Consider the following 20,430-nt stretch of genomic DNA (forward strand, 5'->3'; position numbering starts at 1 on the left):
ACGCGGCGCTGGCCGCCGTGGCATTTCCCGAGAGCCGGGGCCACTGCCACAACGCGGCAGCGGTTCTTGTCCACCGCATCGACAGGGGGAAGCAGGTGATCCGGCGTGCCGACGGGGTGCACGTTCACAGCCGGATCAGTGCTCCTGCCGCCGTCGCCGCGCACCTCCCGGCCCCAGACTCTGACCGCGTCCGCCAACTACTCGTTCGGCATCCACCCCAAGACAACCGAGCCCTGGGCCGTGCTCGTCGGTGGGAACTGGTCCCCATACGTGTCATCGCTGGCGCGACCGGGCCGGAGGCCAGCTCGGGCATTGCCCTAGAAGACCGAAACGAGGACCAGTCCCCGTTTCATGGTACGGTCGCACCTGGCCTATAAACGGGGAATAGTCCCCACTTCTGTCGGGAGCCGTCAATGCGCACGCATCACCCCACCGTCCGACTCGCCGACCTGACCGACGACTTCACCGCCGACCCCTACCCCGCCTTCACCGCGCTGCGCTCCCGCGGGTCTGTCCACCACGTGCGTTTCCCCACCGGGGACGAGTCATGGCTGGTGATCGGGCACGAGGAAGTACGCGCCGCGTTCGCGGACCCCAGGCTGCGCAACGACGTGCGGCACTCTGCCGACTTCGAGGACGACGGGCTGTACGCCGTGGGCCGTAACATGCTCCAGGTCGATCCGCCCGATCACACCCGCCTGCGGACACTGGTGGCCCGCGAGTTCACCGCCCGCCGCGTTCAGGCGCTGCGGCCCCGCATCGAGGAGGCGGCCGGTGCGCTGCTGGACGCCGTGGCCGCCGACGGCCGTACCGACCTTGTGGCCGCATACGCCTATCCGTTGCCGCTCACCATCATCTGCGAGCTGCTCGGCGTGCCGGACGGGGACCGGGATGCCTTCCGGGCGTGGTCCACGAGGGTCGTCGCCCTCGACGATGCGGAGCAGTCCGCCCGCGCCAGCCAGGAGATGGCCGCGTACCTCGCGGAGCTGGCGGAGGAGAAACGGCGGCTTCGGGACGGGGCGGAGAGCGACCTGCTGCACGCACTGGTGCGCACCCACGACGGGGACAGCACCGACCGGCTCACCCCGGAAGAGCTGCTCGGCATGGCCTTCTTGCTGCTCGTCGCAGGGCACGAGACCACCGTCAACCTCATCGCCAACGCCGTCCACCTGCTGCTCGGCCATCCCGGGCAGCTCGACGCGCTCCGCGCCAACCCTGAGTTGCTGCAGGGAGCCGTGGAGGAGACGCTCCGCTTCGAGTCGCCGGCACCGGCGGGCACCTACCGCTACACCGCCGAACCGATCACCCTCGGCGGCGCCCGGATACCGGCGGGCGCGCGTGTCGTGCTCTCCATCGCCGCCGCGAACCGCGACCCCTCGCGCTTCCCCGCCCCCGAACGTTTCGACATCCGCCGCGATCCGGCCCCGACCCGCGCCCACCTCGCCTTCGGGCACGGCCTGCACCACTGCCTGGGCGCCCCGCTGGCCCGCCTGGAGGCGACCGTGGCCCTGCGTATTCTGCTGGACCGCTTTCCCCGCCTGGCCTTCGACGGTGACGGCACACCGCAGTGGCGCACCAGTCTCATGCGCAGCCTGCGAGAGCTGCCGGTGCGCTGGTAGACGTGGGCTCCGCCGCCGAGCCCGAACGCCGAGCTCTACATCGGGTGCCTCTTTCGACGCCGGTGGGAAGGCGTGAAGTTGGCGCGGGGCAAGGCGACGGAAGCCGGGCCATGGACTACTCGTAGACTTTGGCTGCTTGCAGTGCCCGGGCGATGAAGGTCCAGTCGCCGTGTGCTGGAAGCTCTTTGCCGACGAGCTGGAACAGGCGCGGGAGCACGGCGCACAGTGTGGGCATCTCGACGCTGCGCACGTCAGTCGGGAGCGGTAGGGGTTCGATCCGAGTCGGCGGCTTTCCACGTTGCCCGGTAGGTCTGCGGGGTCGTGCCGGTGACGCGCTTGAACCGTTCACGGAAGGCGGTGGCGGATCCGAAACCGGCCTGGACGGCGATGCGTTCGACGGAATGATCGCTGTTCTCGAGTAGGTACTGGGCGTGCCGGACGCGTGCGCGCAGCAGCCATTGCAGCGGGGTCGTGCCGGTCTGTTCACGGAAGCGGCGGCTGAAGGTGCGGGTACTCATGGCGCAGCGGGCAGCCATGGCCTCCAGGGTGAGGTCCTCGCCGAGGTGGTCCTGGATCCAGGCCAGAGTCGGTTCCAGAAGTGAGCCGCGAGGCAGCGCCGGGGGTTGCTGGACGATGTACTGGGCCTGGCCGCCCTCGCGTTCCAAGGGGGTGACGGCCAGTCGGGCCGCGTCCGCCGCGACGGCCGAGCCCAGATCGCTGCGCACCAGATGCAGGCACAGGTCCATGCCGGCGGAGGCCCCGGCAGAGGTGAGCAGTTGACCGTTGTCCACGTAGAGGACGTCCGGGCGCACTTCGATTGCCGGGTACTGCCGGGCGAGTTGATCAGCGGCGATCCAGTGGGTGGTGGCGGCCAGGCCGTCCAGCAGGCCGGTGGCGGCCAAGGTGAAGGCGCCGCCACAGATCGAGGCGATGCGTGCGCCGTGGGCGGCGGCGTCGCGCAGAGCCTGAAGAGCCTCCACCGGGGGCGGGCCCGCACCTTCCTCCCGGCCGGGCACGATGATCGTGTCCGCGTCGGCGAGGCCGTCCAGCCCCCAGGGCGCACGGATGGTGAACGTCTCGGTAGGCACCTCCGGTCGGGTACCGCAGACGCGCACCCGGTAGGGGCGACGCCCGTCCGGCAGGCGCACGCGTCCGAACACCTCCACCGGGATGGCCATGTCGAAGGCCACCGTCCGATCCAGCGCAAGAATCGCAACCGTGTGCATCCGCGCAGACTACGCCCACTTCCAGCCGCACCACATCGCCCTGGCCAGACGGTTGTGTGTCGTGAAAGCACTGGTCAGCGAAGTGGCGAGAACTCGTTGATTTGTGTCATTCAAGCCCATGGGCGGGGCCTGTTGTGCCGCCTAGCGTGAGCGCGGCAGTCAAGGATCCAGGGAAATGAGAGTCGCCGATGCTGGCCCAGTTCGTCCTCTTCGATGGTTTCGACCCGTTGGATGTCATCGCCCCGTTCGAAGTCTTCAGCGCCGCCCGAACCTTCACCGATCGGGTGACCGTCGAACTGGTCTCCGCTGAAGGAAGCAGGCAGGTGCCGAGCGGAATCCCCGGCGTCGCGCTGCCGGCCGCCGCTTCTCTGGCCCCGGACCGCGCGGACCTGGTCGTCGTTCCGGGCGCGGCCGGCAGGCTCCCCGGGCCGGGCGCGGACGGCTCCGCAGAGGAACAGATTCCCGCGATCCTCGGCCGTGCGCTGACCACCGAACTCCCGAAGTTGCTGGCCGCCGCACTGGCCACAGAGGGCACCACGGTGGCCACGGTCTGCGGCGGGTCACTGGTGCTGTCGATGGCCGGACTCGTGCACGGCCGCCACGCCACCACCCATCATCAGGGTCTGGACCTGCTCGGCGCGGGCGGCGTGCACGTCGCCCCGGGCCGGGTCGTCGACGACGGCGACCTGGTCACCGCCGGCGGCGTCACCTCCGGCCTCGACCTGGGCCTGTATCTGCTGGACCGGGAGATCGGGCCGAAGGTCGCGCTCGCGGTGGAGCAGCTGTTCGCCTATGAGCGCCGCGGCGTCGTCTGGCGCGACCAGGGGCCCGCGCCGGTGTCCGCCGCCGGCGGCGCGGGGCACCCGCGATGACCAAGCTCCTGCTCATCCTGCACGTGCTCGCGGCGATCGTCGCCGTCGGCCCGGTGACCGTGGCGGGCAGCATGTTTCCCGCCGCGGCCCGCCGTGCCGCCGGCTCGCCCGACCGGAACGAGGCGGTCGCCACGGTACGGGTGCTGCACCGCATCTGCCGCGTCTACGCCGCAGTCGGTCTGGCCGTTCCCGCCCTCGGCTTCGCCACCGCGAGCCAGATGCATGTGCTGGACAGTCCCTGGCTGGTCACGTCGATCGCGCTGACCGGTGCAGCCGCACTGGTGCTGGCGCTGCTGGTTCTTCCGGCCCAGGAACGCCTCCTCGCCGGCCTGGCCGAATCCGCGCCTGGGACGGGGGTCGTCGAGCGTGCCCAGACCGCACGCCTGGCCATGCTGACCGGCGCCTTCAACCTGCTCTGGGCGACGGTGACCGTCCTGATGATCCTCCGCCCAGGCTCCACCACGGGAGTGTGACCCATGACCGCCGACTCCGCAGCCGCGCCACGGCTCGCACGCAAGCCGCTGCGCGCTACAGCAACCATCGAACTGGTCAGCCTCACCGTGTTGTTGCTCAACATCGCCACCGGGGACGCCCAGCAGATCGCGGCGCTGTTCGGTCCTGTACACGGAATCGCATGGCTCTTCGGCGTACTGGCCGCCTGGCGCGACTCGCAGCGCAGCACCGGCGCCGCGCTGCGCGCCGTCATTCCCGGCATCGGAGGTCTGCTCGCACTCCGCGCCCTGGAGCGCACCGGTGCACAGCCCGCTCCGGACGCGGTCGCGGGGGCACGATGAGAGCCCGCCTGCCCACGCTCGCGGCCACGGCCGCGCCCACTCTGGCGTTCGTGACCGCCTACGGTGCCGACGGGCTGCGCACCGCTCTTGTGGCGGCCACAGCGGCCGGGGCGCTCGTTTTCGGCTGTGGTCTGTGGATCCGTCGGTATCTCCGGCCCGCGGCGGTAGGCGCGCTGCTGGCGGTGACCTGCGCGGCCGTGGCGGTCGGTACCGGGCAGGCGCGCGGCTTCTTCCCGCTGCCCATGCTGCTGCCCGCAGCGTCAGCGGCGGCCTGCCTGCTGTCGGTGCTGGCAGGCCGTCCGCTGGCCGGCCTGGTGGCCAACCGGGTCGCGGGCGGCCCACGACACTGGCGTTCGCACCAGCCCCTGCACCGCTTCTATCGTTGGATGACGGTGCTCATCGGCCTGGTGTGCGTGGCGAGCCTGGCGGCGCAGGCCGCACTCTACAGTCGTGCGCAGATCGCCTGGCTCGGCGGCCTTCACGTCGTCATGGGAGTGCTGTGGCCCGGGATCACCGCCCTCACGCTGGCTCTGTCGCGGGTGGCCGTCGCCCGCCACCGCGAGTCGGCCCCGAGTGCAGACCCGGCTTCCAGGCAATCGAACGCGGTCCGGGCGCAGTAGGCAACGTGGACCCTTCTGCACGAAGAGGTGCTCTCGGAAGCCACCAGATACCACTTCACTGGAACGGGAGGCGGGCGAGCAGGCGTTTTCTCCACAGCCCTGCACTGAGACCGGGAGAACATCCCGGCGTGGCAACGATGGTCCAGTAACGCAAATGTCCGTGCACTCAGGCGAGTTCGGCTCTGCCGCTGCCCGCTCACGAGCCGGTTAGGGTGGTCCGGTGATCGACGAGACCGTGGACAGACTGAGCCGCTTTCGAGTCGAGGCGGCATCCCGGGGCCTGCCGCCGGTGGAGGTGGAGGAATGGATACGTGTCACCTTGCCGGCGGTGTACATGACGGAAGGCGGTGACGGGCCCCTCGTAGCTCGGGTCGGCGGTGACCCCATGCTGCCGCACGGCGTGCCGAAACCGTCCGATCCCTTCGTGGCCTCCGTCGACCTCGCGGCCCTCCCGCCAGGCGCGACCAACCTCCCGCTGCCCGCCGACGGCCACCTGCTCTTCTTCTCCGGCACCGATGTGCACGGCGTCGAGGGGCAGGCGCCCGACGCGGTGCTGTACGTACCAGCCGGGACCCCGACGACCCCGAGCCCCCTCGAACACAGCTGGCGCGAACCGTACCGGCCGCGCGAACTCCGGACGGCCTGGTACCAGTTGAGTGCGCAGATGCCGGAGAGCTTCGCCGTCGACAGATGGGGCGACTTCCCCGAGGAAGAGCAGTTCGACCTCGCCGATGAACTCGGCGACGCCTGGGCGGACGTGGGTGGCTACCGCCCTTCCTGGACCTTGCAGATCGGCGGCCATCCGGTCTCGCCCCAGAACGACCCCGTCCACTACGCCCGTGATCCCGGGGAGGCCGGCTCCTTCGGGCAAGGCGGTGCGGGTCACGGAGAGGGCGCCGACGATTGGGTTCTCCTGGCCACCTGGAGGTGCGGCGACGACGTAACGGAACTGGACTCCGGCACGGCCCACTGGGTGATCCGCCACCGGGACCTGGCGACCCGGCGCTTCGACCGGGTCCACCGCTACGTCGAAATGGCCTGACCGTGTGGGGCGGGGACGACGGTTACCCCAGGGCTCATCAGCCGCCCGCCCGCCATCTGGTCCGTGCCGCCAACGTGACGATCGGTCGCCCGGAACGCGTGCCGCTCCTGCCCCGGCGTTCACCTGGCCCGCGGAAGGGGCACGGCGGTAAAACCCGTGAAGCGGTGCAGTTGGTCGCGGGCGGTCTCGGTCTCCTTCGCAGGGCCCGGCGACTACCGGCTGCGCATCCGTTCCCGCGGCCGTGACACCGCAGTCGAGCTCGCCTCCGACGAGACCCACGGAGTGGTATCTGATGCGGGCCTGGCCGGCAGCCGCACAGGACGCAAAATCCTGCGAGCCACCGACGACTACGGCGCCACCGTGCGTACCGTCAACTGCCCGGCTTCGTCGGGGCCGTCTCACGAACTCGTCACTGATGACCTGCTGCTCCACTCAACCAGATTCTTCAACCGCAATTCGCCTCGTGAGGCAGTCAGATTTCGTGGGCCTTGGGCACCACGGTCGGTAGGTTCGACGGGTGTCAGTCGTCGTCGGCGATGAAGTCTGTTATCGCGGCAGTGATGGCTTCGGGCTGCTCGTCGGGGATGAAGTGTCCAGCTTCGGGCACGACGATCCCGGTGGTGTTGTCGGCCCACGGGCTGATGGAGGCGGCCATGTCCGGAACGGAGCCGTGGCTGCTGGAGATTCCGAGGATGGGCACGGTCAGGTGCCGCCACATGAGCGCCTCGCGGTTCTTGCGCGCTGACTCCGCGGCGTCTCGGTAGTACGCGAGGGAAGCGCGCAGGCCGCCGTCGACGGCGACGGCCGCCGCGTAGTGGTCGAGCTCGGCGTCGTCGAACGTGTCGGGAGACAGGGCCTTCATCTTCAGGAACCAGCCGACGTACTCACGTTCGCGGCCGGCAAGCAGCGTCTCGGGCAGGTCGGGCACGATGTGGAACGCGAAATGCCAGGTTTTCCACGCTCGATCCGGGTCGGTGGGAATCGCCTCCGGGAGAGTGATACCGGGAATCCCGGCGTCGAGCAGAGCGACCCCGCGCAGGTGGCTCTCGAAGTTCAGGGCGAGGGAGAAAGCGACCCAGGCGCCGATGTCGTGGGCGACCAGAAAGTAAGTCGACACTCCGAGAGCCTTCACGGCGGTGTGGACGTGCCCGGCGACCGCGTGCGTGTCGTAGCTGCGCTCCGGACGCTCGGAGTGGCCCTGACCCGGCAGGTCGATCGCGATGACGTGGAACCGGTGGGCGAGGCCCGGCATCACCTTTCGCCAGGCCCACCAGGTTTGCGGGAATCCGGCGAGCAGGACGACGGCCGGGCCGCTCGGCCGTCCGCCTTCGACGGCATGGAGGCGGACGCCGTCCGCGTCGACCCAGCGGTGAGTGAATCCGGCCAGATGCTGCAGGGGCAGGTCGCGGATGGGGTTGCTTTCGGAGACATGCGGAGAGCCGGTTGCCTGGTCGGTCACGGGGATCCTCCGTCGGTGTCAGGTGTGCGGTTGGGCCGGTGTAGCTGACGGCGGTGGCTGGGACCACGCGGTGTGCTCGCCCGGTCGCGAAGTGCGCGGTATGCCTGGCCATCACCACGCTCGAAGGTTACACATCTTGAACTGATCGGTTCAAGATAGACTGGTGCGCAACACAGTCCGCACCATCGACGCATCGGCAAGGAAGTGCCGCGTGGCAGGCAAGAAGCAGTTCGACATGGACACGGCGCTCGACGCCGCGATGATCCAGTTCTGGCGCGACGGCTACGCCGACACCTCATTGGACGATTTGTCTCGGGCAACCGGCCTGAACCGCAGTTCCATCTACGCCTCCCTCGGCGACAAGGACACGCTCTTCCTGCGCTGCCTGGATCGCTACGCCGCGCGCTATGGCGAGAAGTACGACACCGCCCTGTCGTGTGCAGCTTCGGAACCCGTTGGCGCTCTTCGCGCGTTCTTCGACGTCACCCTCGAGCGCATCGCCGACCCCGAACTGCCTGATGGATGCCTGATTGCCCAGTCAGCCATGGCTGTCCCAGTGCTGAGTCCGAGCGTCGCAGCGCACGCCAAGCAGGCGCTCGGCTTCCAACGTCTGCGCCTGCGCACCGCGCTGAAGGCCGGCCGACTGACCGACCAGGACGCCGAAGCCTTCGCTCTGCACGCGGCGGCTGTGAACCAGTCGCTCGCCGTCATGAGCAGGGCCGGGGCGAGCCGGGCGCAGTTGCTGACCATCGTGGGCGTGACCGTGGACGCCCTGTCGCAGGCGTTGCGCGCGAAACAGATCTGATACGGCCAGTCGGGCCGGCAGCCTGGTACGCACCGTTCTTTCATGAGGTCGAGGGAGCGGCCCGCGCCTTTCCGGACTCGCTCCGGCGGAGCATCTTCTGGAGGTCTTTGACTGCCGTGCGGCACTCGCAGAGTTCTCCGTCGTCCTCGCTGAGCATGACCGCGGCGTGCCTGTCGTTGCTGACCAGTGGACGGTCGGTCAACCGGCCGGGCTGTGCTCGGTCGCTCGGTCTCCGGTACCGGGGGCAGCCAGTGCAGCGTTGCGCGACGGCCGCGAAGCGGCTGACCAAGGCGACGGCTCGCAAGCTCATCACGGCCCGGATCACACCACGATCAGTCCTGTCCGCTCCCGTCGTCGTCCCCGTCCGGTGCGCCCGCATGGTGCAGCGGACGCAGGGCGTCGACGGCCAAGACGCCGGCGGTGAAGCCGTAGCGGCCGAGGAGGTTCAGGTTGCGGTAGGAATGCCGATGACCGCCGTGTGTCCTGACGGCATGCTCACGCCGGTGGTGTCAGGCGTTGCACCGCGGTGATCACACGGTCGAGTGCGTCCTTGCTGTGCGGGTCGGAGAGGTTGGTCCATAGCTTGAACATGAGGTTGCGCACAGCCGGGAGACGCATGCTGTTGGTGGCGACGGCCTTCATGATCGCGGGGCGGTTGAGAGCCTGCACGATGAGGCGTCCGAGTGTGAAGTAGCTGCCGTAGCAACTGCGGACGAGGTGAGGGTAGGACTGGAGAATCTGCTCGCGCTGGACGGCGGTGGGCTGGGTGAGGGCGAGGGTGATGGTTTCAGCGCTGAGACGACCGGATTCCATGGCGTAGTCGATGCCCTCACCGCTGAGCGGGTTGATCATCCCACCGGCATCGCCGGTCAACAGCACGCCCCGCGTGTACTGCGGGTGCCGGTTGAAACCGGCCGGCAGGGGAGCTCCCCGGACCGGACTGGTGGCGTGGGCCTCGTCGAAGTTCCACGCCGGAGGCAGACGCTGCGTCCACTCCTCGAGCATGCGACGGTGGTCCACGTCCGGTTTGTGCCCCACGTGAAAGGTGCCGAGACCGACGTTGAAGGTGCTGCCGCCGACGGGGAAGATCCACGCGTAACCGAACGGCATGTACGTGCGCCCGTTCCGGTTGCGAGTCTTCAGGTCGAGCCAGATCTCGAGGTGATCGTCGTTGCGGCGGGCAGCGGTGTAGTAGCGGCGCACGGCCACTCCCATGGGCCGGTCGATGCGTTGGTGCAGGCCGAGTGCGACGGCCAGGCGGCTGGAAGCCCCGTCTGCGGCGACGACCACCGGTGCCCGGTAAGTACGCCTGCTGCCGCCATGCTGGGCGATCACGCCGCCGACGCGACCGGTCGCAGCGTCGAAGACAGGTTCCGTGACCCTGGTCGCCTCCAGGAGGCGGGCCCCGGCCGCCACGGCGTGGCGGGCCAGGAGCTGGTCAAAGTCCTCACGGGTCCTGACGAGTCCAAAGGCGGGGAAGGAGGACACCGTGGGCCAGGACATCTCCACCGTGGCTCCGACTCCATGCACGCGCAGGCCCGCGGTGCGCACCCAGCCGTCACCGTCGATGCCGACCCCCATCGCGGTCAGCTCTTTCACAGCGCGGGGTGTCAGTCCGTCTCCGCAGATCTTGTCCCGGGGGAACGTTGCCTTCTCCAGCAGCAGGACGCTGTGTCCCGCCGCGGCCAGGTAGTAGGCGGCGGTCGATCCGGCGGGGCCGGCACCGACGACGATCACGTCGGCGTACTCATGAGCGGCAGCGGACGGCACGGGCATCTCCTTCTGTCCCGGCAGAACTGCCGGAGTGGCGGGGCCGCCGTGTGCAACCCGGCCACGAGGTTTTGGTCACGCCGTCCTCATCGTGGCCGCGCTGGAGACAGGCTGCACGTCCTGGACGGCAGTGTGGGACGCGGTCCACCTTGAGCCGGGCGCGGACGTCGCCTCGGTGACCGGAGTTCCTCATCCGCGTGGCCGCTTCCTCCAGTCCTGGGGCCGCCGGCACCACCGCCCCGGACACCACTGACCGCGCACCCGCGTGAACGAGGCCGTGGCCACCCGCTACGACAAACGCGCCCACCACTACGAAGCCATGGTCACCCTGGCCTGCTTACTGCTCCGGCTGCCCTGACTTTGCCGACACGACCTGGAGGTCGCGGCCCGGGTGAGGCCGGGGCTGGCCCTAGTCTGCTGACGTGTGCGCTGCGCTCGCGGCGCGGATGCGCTGGCCGAGGAAGAGTGCTGCGCGGTCCAGTGCCTCGTCCGCCTCGTCCAGGACGCCGGCGAACGACTGGAACACGTGCGGCACGTCGGCGGTGACATCCAGGATGATGTCCACTCCGGCTGCCCTCGCACGCGCGGCCAGGCGCGTGGAGTCGTCCAGCAGGATCTCGTTGGTGCCTACCTGGATCAGCATCGGAGGGAAGCCGGTCAGGTCGGCGAGGACGGCCGGGCTGAGCAGGGGCTGACGCGGGTCGGCTCCGGCGAGGTACATGGCTCCGGTGTGTTCAACGGCCTCGCGGGTGAAGATCGGGTCGATGCCCGTTTTGGTGTCCATGCTCTCGCCGGTTCGGGTGGCGTCCAGGCCCGGGGAGAACGCGACGATGGCGGCGGGCAGTGGGAGGCCCGCGTCGCGGGCGGCGAGGCAGGTGGTGACGGTGAGGCCGCCGCCGGCGGAGTCGCCGGCGAACACGATGGTCCAAGGGTCTTTGCCGCTGTCGAGGAGGGCGCGGTAGGCGCTCAGCGTGTCTTCGATTGCGGCCGGGAACGGGTGCTCGGGGGCAAGCCGGTAGTCCAGCGAGTACGCCTCGAAGCCGGTCTTGGCCACCAGGTGTCCCGTCAGCGACAGGGCTGTCTCGGGAGAACCGAACACCCAGCCGCCGCCATGGAAGTACAGGATCGTCCCGGCGCGCGGCCCGTTGTCGGGCTCGACATACAGTGCGGGTCGGTCGCCGAGCGTCGTCCGCGTGGTGCGGATGCCGTCGGGCACGATCATCCGGGCCATCAGCTCCCGGAATCCGGCTCGGATCGCCTCGACCGACCGCGGACCCTCAGGTCGGGGCTGCCGCAGCATCGCGTCGATCTTCGCGCGCTGTTCCTTGCTCATACTTACGCTCCCGCCATAGGTTACTTCCATGGAATTATATGCTGCGGAATGTAGCGTACACTATATGCCATGGCATCCACATCGAGCGGCGAGACAGCCGACCTCCCGGGCCTCTTCGCCGACCTGGTCCGATGCGAGACGCGTCTGTACAACGCCCTCAACGACCGTCTCCGCGAGCAGCACGGGATCGTCACCTCGCAGTACGAGGCCCTGCGCTACCTGCGCGACCACCCCGGGTCCCGCGTGGCGGACCTCGCTGCCGAATTCGCCATCGGTATCGGGGCGACCAGCAAGACCATCGACCGCCTGGAGAAGCAGGGCTGGGCCGCCCGACAGCCGAACCCAGCCGACCGCCGCTCCTCGCTGGTGGCCCTGACCGACAGCGGCACTCAGCTCGTCGACGCAGCAGAGAAAACCTTCACCGCCGAAGTGGCCGAGCTGATCGGAGGCACTCTCGACAACTCCTCCGCGACGGCCGCCGCACAGGCCCTCTCCAAGCTGCGCTCCGTGCTCGAACGCAACCAGATCGGCACACCCGCGGGCTGACGAGCATCACCTCGGGTCGTGGACGGCGGCATCCGGCCTGCACGAGGTACAGCAAGCGGCCCCCCTCGGTTCTGGCCCGGCCGAATTCCAGACCTGCCAGAAAATGCCGCAGGTGATGCGCGCAGAGCCTGGGCGCCGCGGAGTGCTCCGTGCCGGTCACGCCCTGGCCGCGAGGTGCCGCCATTCGTTCCACGTGTCGAGCCGCTTCCGATAGGCCGCCTCGACCACCGGATAGGGGTAGGTGCCGAGGAAGAGCCGCAGGGGCGGTGCGTCGGTGTCGACGAGTTCGAGGACAACGGCGGCGGTGCCTCGCGCGTCCTGGGGCGTGCGGGCGGATGCACCGGCCCGGCGCGCGGCGCGGACGGGTTCGTAGGCGGGGAGTGGCTCGGTGTGCACTGCGGAGGCCCCCGACCAGTCGGTGCCGTAGGGGCCGGGTTCGAGCAGAGTCACGTGGATCCCGAAGGGGGCGACCTCCTGGGCCAGGGCCTCGCTCATCCCCTCCAGGGCCCACTTGGAGGCGTTGTACAGCCCGAGTGTGGGAAAGGCGGCGAGGCCTCCGAGGCTGGATACCTGCAGGATGTGACCGCTGCCCTGGGCCCGCAGGTACGGCAGGGCCGCCTGCGTCACCCACAACGGGCCGAACAGGTTGGTGTCGAGCTGCGCGCGAGCCTGTTCCTCGGTGGTCTCCTCGACCATGCCGAACAGGCCGTAGCCCGCGTTGTTGACGACCACGTCCAGGCGCCCGGAGAACTCGGCGGCCCGCTGCACCGCGGCGATCGCGGCGGTGCGGTCCGTCACGTCGAGGCGGAGGGGGAGGACGTTGTCCCCGTGGGCGTCCACGAGGGGCCGCAGGGTCTCGGGATCGCGGGCGGTGGCGGCGACGCGATCGCCGCGGTCGAGTGCGGCCTCGGCCCAGATACGGCCGAAGCCGCGGGACGCGCCGGTGATGAACCAGGTCTTCATGGCATCGAGCCTGCGCCGTTCACACCACGGCAGCCAGCACCCCCACAGGGTTACCCTCGCACCATGGCGGCCGACAACTTTCTGGGAGATTTCGTCAAGGCCCGGCGCGGACGGGTCGCTCCGGCGGACGTGGCGGTGCCCGCCAGTGGACGTCGCCGGGTGGCAGGACTGCGCCGGGAGGAACTGGCCCGGCTCGCCGGAATCAGCGAGCCGTACCTGGTCCGGCTCGAACAGGGCGTAGACCGACACCCATCGCCCCAGGTACTGCGCTCCCTCGCGAGGGCGCTGAAGCTGGACGCCGACGCCTCCGCTCACCTGCACGCCCTCGCCGGCCCCGCCCCCGTGCCGCCGTCGCGGACCGAGGTCTCCGCGGACGTGCACCGGCTGCTCGACGCGTGGGCGGACCGCCCTGCGTACGTGCGCGACCGGTGCTTCGACGTGCTGGCGGCGAACAAGCCGGCCCGTGCGCTCGCCCCGATGTACGAGCCCGGGAGCAACCTGGTCCGGGCGGTGTTTCTCGACCCGGCGTCCCGCCGGCTCTTCCCCGACTGGGCGGAGGTGGCCGCGCAGACCGCAGCGGCCCTGCGCGCCGAAGCGGACCCGCACGACCCCAGGACCGCCCGCCTGATCGCCGAGTTGGAGACGGACGAGGAGTTCCGCCGTATGTGGGCGCGGCACGAGACGCGGCCCGCCCGTGACGAACTGAAGCACTTCGCACACCCGGTCGTCGGCAGCCTCGCCCTGCGAAGGCAGGCACTCACCGTCGGCGGCGCCGAGCAACAAGTGATCATCGTGTACCAGGCGAAGGCCGGGAGCCCGTCCGAGCTGGCGCTGGCGCGTCTCCTGTGATGCGCCAGACGGTTGCCGTGGGCGCGGCAGCCTCGATCTCCGTTCTGGTGACGGAAAGTGGGAAGGGCCCCCCACCTGCGGCCGGGCCCCGCCCTACTGCTGGTTCCTGAGGTGCTCGCTACGGCTGGTTCCTGAGGTGCTCGGCGATCAGGTCGTAGGCCGGGTCATCGGGGTCGGGTGCGTCGAAGTCATGGGGCTGCGCTGCGGCGGAACAGGTCTTGTTCGTAGGCGGTGAGGGCGGTTCCGGGGGCGTCCGGGTGGGCGGCGAGGGCCAGGGCGAGTTCGGCGGCGTCGAGCATGGCGAGGTTGGCGCCTTCGCCGTTCGATGGTGAGAGGTGGGCGCGTCGCCGGGCAGGGTGACGCCCGGGATGCGGGGCCACCGGTGGGCGGCCGGCAGAGCGTAGAGGGGGCGGAGGGTAGGGGGGAGGTCGGCTTCGGTGAGCAGGGCGGTCAGTTCCGGGGCCCATTGGGCGAACTCCCGCATCCCGTGTGCAGTCGCGGCGGCGTCGGAGAAGTCGACGTTGTCGAACCACTCGCGGGGCTTGTGCAGGCCCACGTAGGCACACAGGGTGTCGCCGTTCTCGCGGTGGGCGAAGATCTCCCGGCCCGGCTCAACCGCCATCATCGACCCGCCGCCGACCGTCTTCGCGACAGGCGGGTGCCGGGTGCCGGCGTCGTAGAGGTACGTCTCGACGACCGACCTTCCGGTGTACTCGGGTACGTCGGTGGAGAGCAGCGGCCGGACCTTCGACCAGGCCCCGTCCGCGCCGACCAGAAGACCGGTGGTGATGCTGCTGCCGTTGGTGAAAGTGACTTCGTGGCGTCGGGAGCCGAGGCTTCATACGGCGTTGACCTCGTGTCCCCACCGGACGGTCCCGTCCGGGAGTGAGTCGAGCAGTAGCTGACGCAGGTCGCCGCGTTGCACCTCGGGCCGGCCGCCCGTGCCGTCGTCGGCCTGGTCGACCAGCAGCTCGCCGTTCGGGGCGAAGATACGCATGGCCTGTCGACCCTCAAGGATCAGGCCGCAGAACTCGTCCATCAAGTCGGCAGCCTGTAGGGCGACTTGCCCGTTGTAATCGTGGATGTCGAGCATTCCGCCCTGGGACCGCGCGGTCGGGGAGGGTTCTGCTTCGTAGACCGGCTGGGACGAACTCAGGGCCGGTCACACCTCACTCGACTCCGAGGGTCCGATGCCCAGGTCCTCACGCATGCGGCGACGCATCTGCGCCATGGCCTTGCGTCGCCGCTCTATCAGGGGCGCGTCGTCGGTCGAGCCGACAGCCACGCCACGGGCATAGGCGTCGCGGATCGCGGCCTTCCGGCACATCGCCGCGGTGCGCTCCTGCACGGCCCGTCGCATCAGCTCGTCCATCGCGGCGACGCACTCCGGGCTGCGGGTGTGGGCGGCGCAACCGTGGAAGGACTCGTCGCGTCGGACCGTGTCCGGCGAGTCGGGTGGCGGCTTGCGAAAGCCTCCGAGCCCCGATGCAGAACCCGAGACGGTGATGTTCCGCGTCCGTCCCCGGGCTGCTGAGTCGGGGCGGCCCGGTGCCCGCTGCATGCGGCGCCCCCGCCCGTCGGGAAGGCGGACGGGGGCCGTTCACGCCGGGTGCGTCAGTTGACCTTGATCAGTTGCCACTGCTGGTTGGTGCCGCCGTTGCGGGGCCATTGAACGACCTTGCCGCCGTCAGCGGTGGACGCCCCGCTGACGTCCACGAGGTCGCCGCTGAGCCGGGACTCCAGGGTGTACATGCCGTTGTCGGACGCGGCGACGAGCCACTGCTGGTTCGCCCCGCCGTTGACGGTCCACAGGTTCAGCTGGGTCCCGGGGAACCGGGTCAGGTTGGGCACGTCCAGGGCTTTGCCGCTGCCCACGCCGGTGATCGTGTAGTAGCCGTCCCCGGTCGTGGCCAGGCGCCACTGCTGGTTGGTGCCGCCGTTGGCCGTCCACTGGACGACCGGCGTGCCGTCGGCGGTCCCGCCGCCGGAGGCGTCCAGGACCTTGCCGCTGTTCTTGTCGATCAGTCGGTAGGTGCCGGACAGGTCGGCGGTGGTGCCGGGCGTGACGGAGAAGTTGGCGAACTGGGCCGGGTAGTAGCCGCCCGTGGCGAGGCCGGTCAGGCCGCCGCCGTAGCTGGTGTCGGTGACCCGGCCGACCTGCCTGCCGTCGATGCTCGCGGTGATGGTGCCGCCGGCGAAGGTGAGGGAAAGCCGGTGCCAGGTTCCGGTGCCGGGCGCGGCGACCGTGCCGTTTGCCAATGTCGTGAACTTCCAGGCGGTGTCGCTCTTGAGCAGGGACCAGGCGCCGGTGTCGCTCAGCCGCAGCCGGTAGGCGTTCAGTCCGTTGTTGTTGCGGCCCTGCATGCCGACGCGGCCCAGCAGATCCACCGAACCGGCCTTCTCCAGCAGGACGTCCGAGGCGACCGTGTAGTTGGACCAGCTCAGGTCTCCCATCACCGTGTACGGCTGGGGCGCGCTCTCGTTCGTCCAGCGGATCGGCGTGACAGGAGCCATCTGCCGCAGGCACTGGCCGCTGCGTCCGCCGCCGCACGCAGCCGTCTCGAAGGCGCCGTTCATCGACGCGAAGTACTTCGCCTCCCGGCCGCTGCCGTAGGAGCTGAAGGTGTCCGAGTACGGCAGGGGGAGAACCTGGCGCTGTGGGCCGGTGGCGGTACCGGCTCCCTGTCCGGTCGTCGTGGTGACCGTGTAGACGCGGTTGGGCTGCAGGGTGAGCGTGTAGGTGCCGGATGTGGCCGTCAGGTCGGTGCCGGCCGTCATCCGAGGGGAGGCCGCGCCGAGGTCCGTGGACCACACATGGAGCGTGCCGCCGGGCAGGCCGCCCGCCGTCGCCAGGGTCACGGTCTGCGCGGTGGTGGTGCCCGCCGTCTCGAAGACCGTGCTCCACGCCGACTTGTCGGGGGAGGCGTAGCTGACGTAGCTGCCGTTCGCGCGGTTGCCCCCGAGGTAGCCGCTCGCGGTGTCGAGGTACTTCCAGCCCGGCTCGGTGAACTGCGTGGTCTGCGCGGTCACCCAGGTGCTCGTGCCCACCGAGTAGGCGCCGGACCAGGGCTGGTCGGCCCGGACCAGGCCGTCGGTGTTGAACCACTGGTTCTGGTAGAGGGCCGCGACGACCGGCCAGTTGATGAACGCGGTCATCTTGCCGTCGAGGTAGCCGCGGTTGATGGCCCGCGCCATCGGTGCCGCGCCGGTCTCCAGGTCCTGGGATCCGTTTTCGCTCGCCCACAGCTGCTTGCCGGTGGCCTGGGCGTCACTGCTGCTGGAACAGGTGGTCATGGCCGACAGGTAACCGCAGGGGTAGTGGGTGCCGATGATGTCCACCGCGGAGTTCAGCGCCGGGTCGTTGCGCATCGCGGTGGCGATGCCCCAGTCGCTGTCCGCGCCGACGATCTTGATCGAGCCGTACCCCTTGGCCGCGAGGTCCGCGTCGAGCTTCTCGTACCAGGCGGCGTTGTAGCCCCGCTCGTTCCAGCCGCCGATGTAGTCGATCGTGAGCCCGTGCTGCTTGGCGCAGCCCAGCCAGGACACCAGATAGTCGATCATGTCCTGGGACCAGAAGGTGCCGTTGCCGATCCAGCCGGGCGCGCCCCAGGACAGGGCGGCGAGCTTGATCTTCGGGTTGCGGGCCTTGGCCTGCTCCATCAGCCACCACTCGTAGCCGTTGTCGCAGTTGATCGTGCCCCGCTCGTGCTCGATGGAAGACTCCGCGCCGTCGGTGGAGTTGGTGTCGCCGCCGACTTCCACCTTGAGTATCTGCAGCGCGGCGCCGTATCCGGGCTTGAACAGGTAGTCCAGGATCTGGTCCCGCTGGGTCTGCGGATAGTCCACCAGCAGCCGGGTGTTGCCGCCTCCGCCGCTGATCGCGCCGACGCCGTCGAAGGTGCGGCCGGGGCTCGCCCCGTCCACGGTGATGGCGGTGGTGGCCTGGGCCGCGGCCCGGGCGGTGGACATGCCGACGCCGCTCAGCAGGGCCAGGCACAGGAACAACACTGAGCAGAAGGTGACTCCGGGGTGGTGCAGGGAAGGGTGCCGGCGTGGTGGGGAACCGAGTCTTGGCATGAACGTCGCCTCCATTGCGCCCTGAAGGCATCACCTGATGCCCGTTCAGAGCTGTGGGGATGTGTTGGAGCTCGTGCGAACATGTTGAATCCGTCGCGGATCGTTGCAGTCCGCGATGCACCCGTCAAGGAGGCTTCGGCATTTTGAGCAACCCTTGGCGGGGAGGTGGGGGCCGCTCGACGGGACGCGTCGAAGACGGTGGGCCCCGGGGCTCCGTGGACCGTGGCGTGTCCGCCCCGGGGGATCGTGTGTCCCCGCCCCCTCGCGCGTGGGGCTCTCATCGACGCCGGCCACCCCTGAGAGGACCGCGCGCGCCTTCCCAGCGGCGCTGGTTCCGGCCAGGGCGGGGCGCCCGTGGCAGGGCGTGCGCTTCAGCTCCTCGGGGGCCAGGACGCCCTGGCTGAGCCGCTTCCCCCGACTGGCCGGCGCCCGGCCCGTCCATTTACTGGCGGCGGGGTGTTCACGTCACCAGGCGCAGCGATGACGCGGCGACACCCACCCGTACGCTCTGCCCCCACGTCACTTCCAGGGCGTCGGCCTCCATTCCGTCCCCGAAGACCACCATCCGGTCCGACTCCACCGTCAGCCGCAGTTCCTGGCCCTGTCCGACCTCACCCGCGACCCGTGACGTCCCGGTGGCGGGTGACGGCCAGGCCTCGCGCACGAACCACAGCAGCCGGGGATCGCGCGGCGCGGGCATCGCGACGGTGCTGCCGCGCTCCAGCCACAGGGAGCGGAGCCACCCGGTGGCGCCCGTGCCGGTGCCGACCAGTACTCCAGAGGAGGCCTGGGCCTCGCCCGGGTCCGCCGCGCCGCCGGTGCACAGGCGGTAGCGGGCCGTCTGATGACTGGGCGGCCCCAGGTAGATCTCGTTCAGCGCGAGAAGGCGCTGGGTGTCGTCGGCGACCGCCTCCACCATGGTCAGTTCCTCCACCCGGTCCCCGGCGGCGGTCGCGGCACGTAGCAGTCCGGCCGCGTCGGCGCAGCGGTGACGGACCAGGATGCCCGGGTTGCGCCCCGGATCGGTGTCGATGCCGATCACGGGCTGCCCGGAAAGGTACTTCGCGGTGTTGGCGACCAGGCCGTCCTGTCCGACCACGACCACCACATCCTCCGGGGCGAACAGGAAGCGATCCAGGTCCGCCCGCTCCACCCTGGAACTGCGCCAGGTGAGCGGCACCGCCGACGCCACATCGCGCAGCGCCCGCAGAGTGTCCTCGTGGCGGCGGGCCACCTCGTCGATCGAACGGCCGCGGCTGGAGAGGAAGAACGCTGCCTGCCCGTGCGTACCGTGCCGGGCGAGGAGTTCCTCGTACTCGGTCCTGCGGTGCACGAGCACCACCCGCGGTGCAAGACTCACGCGTCCGCCCCTCCATCAGGACGCCCGATCCTGGCGAGAAGCCCGGTGAGGACGTCGGGGGAGAGCGTGATGCTCTCGATCCGCGGCAGGTTCTCCGCCAGCCGGGTCGCCGCCAGCGCGTGCAGCGTGGCCGGGTCGACCTCGCCGTGCACCCGGAGCCAAGCGGCCTGGGCCTCGGCGCGCGCCGCGCCCGTCGCCCGCGCGGCCTCGGCGTCCGCGTGGGCCAGGCGCACCTTGCGAGCCGCCTCGGCCTCGGTCCGGACGCCGTCGGCCGCGGCCTTCTCCTCGGCCTCGCGCCGCGCGTTGGTGCCACGCTGGTCGACCAACTGCTCCTCGCGCCGGGCCAGTTCGATCTGGCTGGCCAGCTCGTTCTCGGCGATGGCACGCTCGCGTTCGACTGCGACGGCCCGCCGCTCGTAAGTGGCCCGGTCCGCCTCCTGCTGGATCTGCTCGCGGGCCGGGGTGCGCAGGGCGCGCTCCACCTCGGCCTCGGGACGGATCGCGACGACGCGTACAGCTACCACGTCGATGCCGGTGGCCGGCAGGCGGGGCTCGGCGGCGAGACCGGCGGCGACCCGTTCCCGGACGGAAGCGACGCCGTCCACCAGCGCGACGGCCAGCGCGGTCCGGGCCAGTACGTCCAGAGTGTGCTGCTGCGCGGTCTCGGTGAGGAGAGTGGCGATCTGCTCAAGAGGCGTGCCGCGCCAGTTCCCGCTGTCCGGGTCCACGGAGAAGTCGAGCCGGTTCGCCGCCTCGGCCGGGTCGCTGATCCGGTAGGTCACGGTGGCCTGCACGGTGACGTCCTGGAAGTCGGCCGTACGGGCGTGGAAGGCCATGGCGAGTTCCCGGTCGTCGACCGGCACTTCGGAGAGCGCCGCCGACAGCGACCGGTACCAGAAGCTGAGTCCCCGGCCGTCGTGGACGAGCCGACCGCGCTTGTGGTGGCGGATGTGGGCGGTGGGCGCGGAACGCAGATGGCGCCAGCCGAAGCGCCGGGTGATGTCGGCCATGGTGAACCCCCTCCATTTCGTCAGTGCGACGATAACGAGGATTCATGTATATCGTCAAGTAGACGAAAACAGTGCCGTGCTGCTG

Annotated in this window: 18 protein-coding genes and 1 pseudogene; 9 read left to right on the plus strand and 10 right to left on the minus strand. The window is 70.0% G+C overall.

The window, feature by feature from the left end:
• Positions 1–413: 413 nt before the first annotated feature.
• Positions 414–1,619, plus strand: coding sequence for a cytochrome P450 family protein (locus tag ACZ67Q_RS06860; RefSeq protein ID WP_471177367.1), 1,206 nt, complete (start codon positions 414–416; stop codon positions 1,617–1,619).
• A 251-nt stretch (positions 1,620–1,870) separates the two neighbouring features.
• On the opposite strand, the gene ACZ67Q_RS06865 is transcribed toward ACZ67Q_RS06860, so the two are convergent.
• Complete coding sequence (locus ACZ67Q_RS06865) at positions 1,871–2,845, minus strand: GlxA family transcriptional regulator (protein ID WP_471177369.1); 975 nt, start codon at positions 2,843–2,845, stop codon at positions 1,871–1,873.
• Between the two features lie 188 nt (positions 2,846–3,033).
• On the opposite strand from ACZ67Q_RS06865, the gene ACZ67Q_RS06870 reads away from it, so the two are divergent.
• The 5 genes from ACZ67Q_RS06870 (at position 3,034) to ACZ67Q_RS06890 (ending at position 6,173) form a co-directional block, all read left to right on the plus strand.
• On the plus strand, positions 3,034–3,717 hold the full coding sequence (locus ACZ67Q_RS06870; protein WP_471177372.1) for a DJ-1/PfpI family protein: 684 nt from the start codon (positions 3,034–3,036) through the stop codon (positions 3,715–3,717).
• The gene (locus tag ACZ67Q_RS06875; RefSeq protein ID WP_471177375.1) at positions 3,714–4,190 is read left to right on the plus strand and encodes a DUF2269 family protein; all 477 of its coding nucleotides are present in this window, start codon (positions 3,714–3,716) and stop codon (positions 4,188–4,190) included. The genes ACZ67Q_RS06870 and ACZ67Q_RS06875 overlap by 4 nt, the downstream gene beginning before the upstream one ends.
• A gap of 3 nt (positions 4,191–4,193) precedes the next feature.
• The gene (locus ACZ67Q_RS06880; protein WP_471177378.1) at positions 4,194–4,511 is read left to right on the plus strand and encodes a hypothetical protein; all 318 of its coding nucleotides are present in this window, start codon (positions 4,194–4,196) and stop codon (positions 4,509–4,511) included.
• Entirely contained in the window at positions 4,508–5,131 is a 624-nt protein-coding gene (locus tag ACZ67Q_RS06885; protein ID WP_471177381.1) for a DUF3159 domain-containing protein, read from the plus strand. The genes ACZ67Q_RS06880 and ACZ67Q_RS06885 overlap by 4 nt, the downstream gene beginning before the upstream one ends.
• A gap of 334 nt (positions 5,132–5,465) precedes the next feature.
• Entirely contained in the window at positions 5,466–6,173 is a 708-nt protein-coding gene (locus ACZ67Q_RS06890) for a DUF1963 domain-containing protein (RefSeq protein WP_471177755.1), read from the plus strand.
• A 520-nt stretch (positions 6,174–6,693) separates the two neighbouring features.
• Here ACZ67Q_RS06890 and ACZ67Q_RS06895 read toward each other — a convergent pair.
• Positions 6,694–7,632, minus strand: a complete 939-nt coding sequence (locus ACZ67Q_RS06895; protein WP_471177384.1) for an alpha/beta fold hydrolase — start codon at positions 7,630–7,632, stop codon at positions 6,694–6,696.
• A 211-nt stretch (positions 7,633–7,843) separates the two neighbouring features.
• Between ACZ67Q_RS06895 and ACZ67Q_RS06900 the strand changes: the two genes are divergently transcribed.
• Positions 7,844–8,437, plus strand: coding sequence for a TetR/AcrR family transcriptional regulator (locus tag ACZ67Q_RS06900; protein ID WP_471177387.1), 594 nt, complete (start codon positions 7,844–7,846; stop codon positions 8,435–8,437).
• Positions 8,438–8,932: 495 nt separating this feature from the next.
• Here ACZ67Q_RS06900 and ACZ67Q_RS06905 read toward each other — a convergent pair whose 3' ends face one another.
• Positions 8,933–10,213, minus strand: coding sequence for a geranylgeranyl reductase family protein (locus tag ACZ67Q_RS06905; RefSeq protein WP_471177389.1), 1,281 nt, complete (start codon positions 10,211–10,213; stop codon positions 8,933–8,935).
• Between the two features lie 403 nt (positions 10,214–10,616).
• On the minus strand, positions 10,617–11,570 hold the full coding sequence (locus ACZ67Q_RS06910) for an alpha/beta hydrolase (RefSeq protein WP_471177391.1): 954 nt from the start codon (positions 11,568–11,570) through the stop codon (positions 10,617–10,619).
• A 39-nt stretch (positions 11,571–11,609) separates the two neighbouring features.
• Here ACZ67Q_RS06910 and ACZ67Q_RS06915 point away from each other — a divergent pair, with 39 nt between their 5' ends.
• Positions 11,610–12,086 carry a MarR family winged helix-turn-helix transcriptional regulator gene (locus ACZ67Q_RS06915; protein ID WP_471177394.1) on the plus strand — a complete coding sequence of 159 codons (477 nt, stop codon included), beginning with the start codon at positions 11,610–11,612 and terminating at the stop codon, positions 12,084–12,086.
• A 156-nt stretch (positions 12,087–12,242) separates the two neighbouring features.
• Here ACZ67Q_RS06915 and ACZ67Q_RS06920 read toward each other — a convergent pair whose 3' ends face one another.
• On the minus strand, positions 12,243–13,049 hold the full coding sequence (locus ACZ67Q_RS06920; protein WP_471177396.1) for an SDR family NAD(P)-dependent oxidoreductase: 807 nt from the start codon (positions 13,047–13,049) through the stop codon (positions 12,243–12,245).
• 63 nt (positions 13,050–13,112) lie between these two features.
• Here ACZ67Q_RS06920 and ACZ67Q_RS06925 point away from each other — a divergent pair, with 63 nt between their 5' ends.
• Positions 13,113–13,898: a helix-turn-helix domain-containing protein gene (locus ACZ67Q_RS06925; RefSeq protein WP_471177399.1), complete on the plus strand. Its 786-nt coding sequence runs from the start codon at positions 13,113–13,115 to the stop codon at positions 13,896–13,898.
• 188 nt (positions 13,899–14,086) lie between these two features.
• Here the strand turns inward: ACZ67Q_RS06925 and ACZ67Q_RS06930 are convergent.
• From ACZ67Q_RS06930 to ACZ67Q_RS06950, 5 genes and pseudogenes are all read right to left on the minus strand, one after another.
• Positions 14,087–15,036, minus strand: a pseudogene (locus ACZ67Q_RS06930) (FAD-dependent oxidoreductase); the annotation flags it as partial.
• Positions 15,037–15,060: 24 nt separating this feature from the next.
• Entirely contained in the window at positions 15,061–15,270 is a 210-nt protein-coding gene (locus ACZ67Q_RS06935) for a hypothetical protein (protein ID WP_471177402.1), read from the minus strand.
• 242 nt (positions 15,271–15,512) lie between these two features.
• A complete protein-coding gene (locus ACZ67Q_RS06940) occupies positions 15,513–17,906 on the minus strand; it encodes an RICIN domain-containing protein (RefSeq protein ID WP_471177405.1) in 2,394 nt (797 codons plus the stop codon).
• Between the two features lie 529 nt (positions 17,907–18,435).
• Positions 18,436–19,335, minus strand: a complete 900-nt coding sequence (locus ACZ67Q_RS06945) for a hypothetical protein (protein WP_471177408.1) — start codon at positions 19,333–19,335, stop codon at positions 18,436–18,438.
• A complete protein-coding gene (locus tag ACZ67Q_RS06950; protein ID WP_471177411.1) occupies positions 19,332–20,345 on the minus strand; it encodes an SPFH domain-containing protein in 1,014 nt (337 codons plus the stop codon). Before ACZ67Q_RS06950 ends, ACZ67Q_RS06945 begins: the two co-directional genes overlap by 4 nt.
• Positions 20,346–20,430: the final 85 nt, after the last annotated feature.

It is taken from the genome of Streptomyces sp. NPDC036813 (assembly GCF_055609245.1).

Coding starts and splice junctions, on each gene's coding strand:
- ACZ67Q_RS06860 (WP_471177367.1), top strand. CDS start 414: ATGCGCACGCATCACCCCACCGTCCGACTCGCCGACCTGACCGACGAC.
- ACZ67Q_RS06865 (WP_471177369.1), bottom strand. CDS start 2,845: ATGCACACGGTTGCGATTCTTGCGCTGGATCGGACGGTGGCCTTCGAC.
- ACZ67Q_RS06870 (WP_471177372.1), top strand. CDS start 3,034: ATGCTGGCCCAGTTCGTCCTCTTCGATGGTTTCGACCCGTTGGATGTC.
- ACZ67Q_RS06875 (WP_471177375.1), top strand. CDS start 3,714: ATGACCAAGCTCCTGCTCATCCTGCACGTGCTCGCGGCGATCGTCGCC.
- ACZ67Q_RS06880 (WP_471177378.1), top strand. CDS start 4,194: ATGACCGCCGACTCCGCAGCCGCGCCACGGCTCGCACGCAAGCCGCTG.
- ACZ67Q_RS06885 (WP_471177381.1), top strand. CDS start 4,508: ATGAGAGCCCGCCTGCCCACGCTCGCGGCCACGGCCGCGCCCACTCTG.
- ACZ67Q_RS06890 (WP_471177755.1), top strand. CDS start 5,466: ATGACGGAAGGCGGTGACGGGCCCCTCGTAGCTCGGGTCGGCGGTGAC.
- ACZ67Q_RS06905 (WP_471177389.1), bottom strand. CDS start 10,213: ATGCCCGTGCCGTCCGCTGCCGCTCATGAGTACGCCGACGTGATCGTC.
- ACZ67Q_RS06910 (WP_471177391.1), bottom strand. CDS start 11,570: ATGGAAGTAACCTATGGCGGGAGCGTAAGTATGAGCAAGGAACAGCGC.
- ACZ67Q_RS06915 (WP_471177394.1), top strand. CDS start 11,610: ATGGCATCCACATCGAGCGGCGAGACAGCCGACCTCCCGGGCCTCTTC.
- ACZ67Q_RS06920 (WP_471177396.1), bottom strand. CDS start 13,049: ATGAAGACCTGGTTCATCACCGGCGCGTCCCGCGGCTTCGGCCGTATC.
- ACZ67Q_RS06925 (WP_471177399.1), top strand. CDS start 13,113: ATGGCGGCCGACAACTTTCTGGGAGATTTCGTCAAGGCCCGGCGCGGA.
- ACZ67Q_RS06935 (WP_471177402.1), bottom strand. CDS start 15,270: ATGGACGAGCTGATGCGACGGGCCGTGCAGGAGCGCACCGCGGCGATG.
- ACZ67Q_RS06950 (WP_471177411.1), bottom strand. CDS start 20,345: ATGGCCGACATCACCCGGCGCTTCGGCTGGCGCCATCTGCGTTCCGCG.